Annotated in this window: 4 protein-coding genes; 3 read left to right on the top strand and 1 reads right to left on the bottom strand. The window is 57.5% G+C overall.

Annotated features, from left to right (window positions below; translation table 11 throughout):
* Positions 1 to 99 precede the first annotated feature (99 nt).
* Entirely contained in the window at positions 100 to 510 is a 411-nt protein-coding gene (locus H0485_RS21120; protein WP_226937855.1) for a helix-turn-helix domain-containing protein, read from the bottom strand.
* A 73-nt stretch (positions 511 to 583) separates the two neighbouring features.
* Between H0485_RS21120 and H0485_RS21115 the strand changes: the two genes are divergently transcribed.
* From H0485_RS21115 to H0485_RS21105, 3 genes are all read left to right on the top strand, one after another.
* Positions 584 to 985, top strand: coding sequence for a helix-turn-helix domain-containing protein (locus H0485_RS21115; RefSeq protein ID WP_226937854.1), 402 nt, complete (start codon positions 584 to 586; stop codon positions 983 to 985).
* Positions 986 to 1,190: 205 nt separating this feature from the next.
* The gene (locus H0485_RS21110) at positions 1,191 to 1,865 is read left to right on the top strand and encodes a Tn7 transposase TnsA N-terminal domain-containing protein (RefSeq protein WP_226937853.1); all 675 of its coding nucleotides are present in this window, start codon (positions 1,191 to 1,193) and stop codon (positions 1,863 to 1,865) included.
* Positions 1,828 to 2,079 (top strand): hypothetical protein, encoded by a 252-nt coding sequence (locus H0485_RS21105; RefSeq protein WP_226937852.1) that lies wholly within the window; start codon positions 1,828 to 1,830, stop codon positions 2,077 to 2,079. Before H0485_RS21110 ends, H0485_RS21105 begins: the two co-directional genes overlap by 38 nt.
* Positions 2,080 to 2,169 lie beyond the last annotated feature (90 nt).

Raw genomic sequence — 2,169 nt, 5'->3', positions numbered from 1 at the left:
CGCGCTGTCCGGGAATGGGTTGCGGCCCGCAATCAGCTGGCCATAATGTTCACCGGGCGTTTCGACGCCTGACCGTATCTGATAACCGCGTGGCCCCGATCAGATACACAGACTTTCAGACACTCCCATCCCTAGCGCTTCGTCATTCGGTCCCAGACGAAGGAAATCTGCGCCAACCTGCAAAACTGCAATCCTCAAAACAAGCCAAGCAGCGCTGACAAAGAACAACATCCAGCAGCCTTGGATCCAGCCCTCAAAACGCCTCTTCTTCACTTCGGCAGCCATCCGGGCGCACTCCGCCAGTTCGAGGGCGATACGCTTCCCGGTCTCATATTCCTTCTGCAGCGACTGTGCCTTCTCCAGCAGTGCGGCAGGTATCCCTCGCTCCCCACGCTCGTACTTCTCATATGCGCTCTGACTGACGTTCAAGCGAACGGCCATTGCGGCTTGGGTCAACCCGATGCGCTTACGAATCAGCCGCAGTTCTTTGCGCTCGTCAGTCTCGTTCATTTGGCTCTTCGCCGTAGGTGAATGGGTGCATTCCCCGAAGCCTAGCCGAAAAAGTACGAAGTGGCCTAGAGGCTTGAGTCAAAGTGCTGAATCCCAAAAATCCACCCAAATTCCTCACATAAGGCTTTGTCTTGTATATGAAATCAAAAAACTCGACCCTTGCTTCAGTGGGCGTTTCATGCGCCGAATGGAGCAGGCGCGCCTGCATTGGAGAGCCATTTTCAGCACACGAGGACGCATGCGGATCAGATCTAAAACCCCTGCGGAGCGGCATGAACGCCTAAAGGCGGAGCTGCGCATTCGCGGCACATCGCTGGCGCAGATCGGGCGCGAGCTCGGGATATCCGGTACGTCGATGTCGCTTGTGGGCCTAGGAAAGCATCGCTCCAAGCGGATCGAACGCGCCATCGCGGATGCTCTCGGGACGACTCCAGAAAAGCTCTACCCGGAGCGATACAGGGAGGGCGGTGCATGACCTAGACCCCCGAAAGCAGAAAAGGCCCCGAGGGCTGCAACCCTCAAGGCCTTTCGAGATGTAGTCGAGTGGCACCCGCTACATCTCCATCATGGCGCAAATCGCGAAACCGGTCAATCTCGCAGGTAAGCTGCGGGCCGGTTTTTATCACCCTCATGACAAGGAGAACCCCTGCTGCCCGTGGGGCAGCAGGGCCTGAGCAACCATGTATGACGAAACCCCATATCAGCCGCCTCTGCGCAGCCGCGCGACAAGAAGCTTTGCCGCGCGATCCAAATCCAGCGTGCGCGGCTTTCTTTTTGCCCATCTGCGCGCACAAGCTCGCCCGCGCCAGATCATCTATGAAAGCAACCTTGAGCGTCGCGTCCTGCTGACCTTTCTGGCGCGTCGTGACCTCGTTGACATCTGGGATCAGCCAACGGCGATCCCGTTTGCCACGCCAAGCGGCACACTGCGCCATCACACGCCAGATTTCCTCGCGTTTCTTGAGACAGGGCTTCGGTTGGCTATTGCAGTGAAGCCGCAGGCATCTGTCGAGCGCCTGCGTTTCAGAGACGAACTCGCCCAAGTGCGCGGCGCGATGTCACCGGCCTATGCCGATGAGCTTTTGCTGATCACCGACGCCGATCTGAACGATGCGGACGTGCGCAACGCCGAGCTTTTGCACATTGCCCGGCAAACTGTAGATTTGGGCGCGATCCAAACGATCCGCACCGTTCTTGCTGATCTGAAGGGCGCGCGAACCTTTGCCGAAGTTCTGGAGCAAAGTGGCCTTGCTGAACGTGGCTGGGCTGCGCTGATCTGTGCCCTACCAGACGGAACGCACATATTTTTCAACCGACATGGGCGATTTCTACACATGGCTGAAATCGGAGGTTGAAGAGCCAAAACTGGAAGAAATGCGCCATGTGGTGCGTAGCTTCATCACCGACAACTACCCGCTCCGCCCCGGCGTGGAAATTCTGGGCGAGGAAATTAACAAGGGAAAACGGCTGACATTCGCGGACGCCCGGCAGGTCTCTGGTATTGCACGCGCAAGGATGGTGACAACATTGGGGTGTCCGTCGTCGAATGATTTGGAACAGCCGCGCTGATTTTGTAGCAGATGGCTTGGGCTCATCGGGTTCAGGCTATGCTGCTTGACGCTGGTGGTTCAAGCGGCGGTTTTGGATGGTCTGCTGTTT

The organism is Pseudogemmobacter faecipullorum, from assembly GCF_020539525.1.
GTDB lineage: Bacteria > Pseudomonadota > Alphaproteobacteria > Rhodobacterales > Rhodobacteraceae > Pseudogemmobacter > Pseudogemmobacter faecipullorum.
This window is presented reverse-complemented; position numbering and strand designations above follow the sequence as displayed.

Coding starts and splice junctions, on each gene's coding strand:
- H0485_RS21110 (WP_226937853.1), top strand. CDS start 1,191: ATGTATGACGAAACCCCATATCAGCCGCCTCTGCGCAGCCGCGCGACA.
- H0485_RS21120 (WP_226937855.1), bottom strand. CDS start 510: ATGAACGAGACTGACGAGCGCAAAGAACTGCGGCTGATTCGTAAGCGC.
- H0485_RS21105 (WP_226937852.1), top strand. CDS start 1,828: ATGGGCGATTTCTACACATGGCTGAAATCGGAGGTTGAAGAGCCAAAA.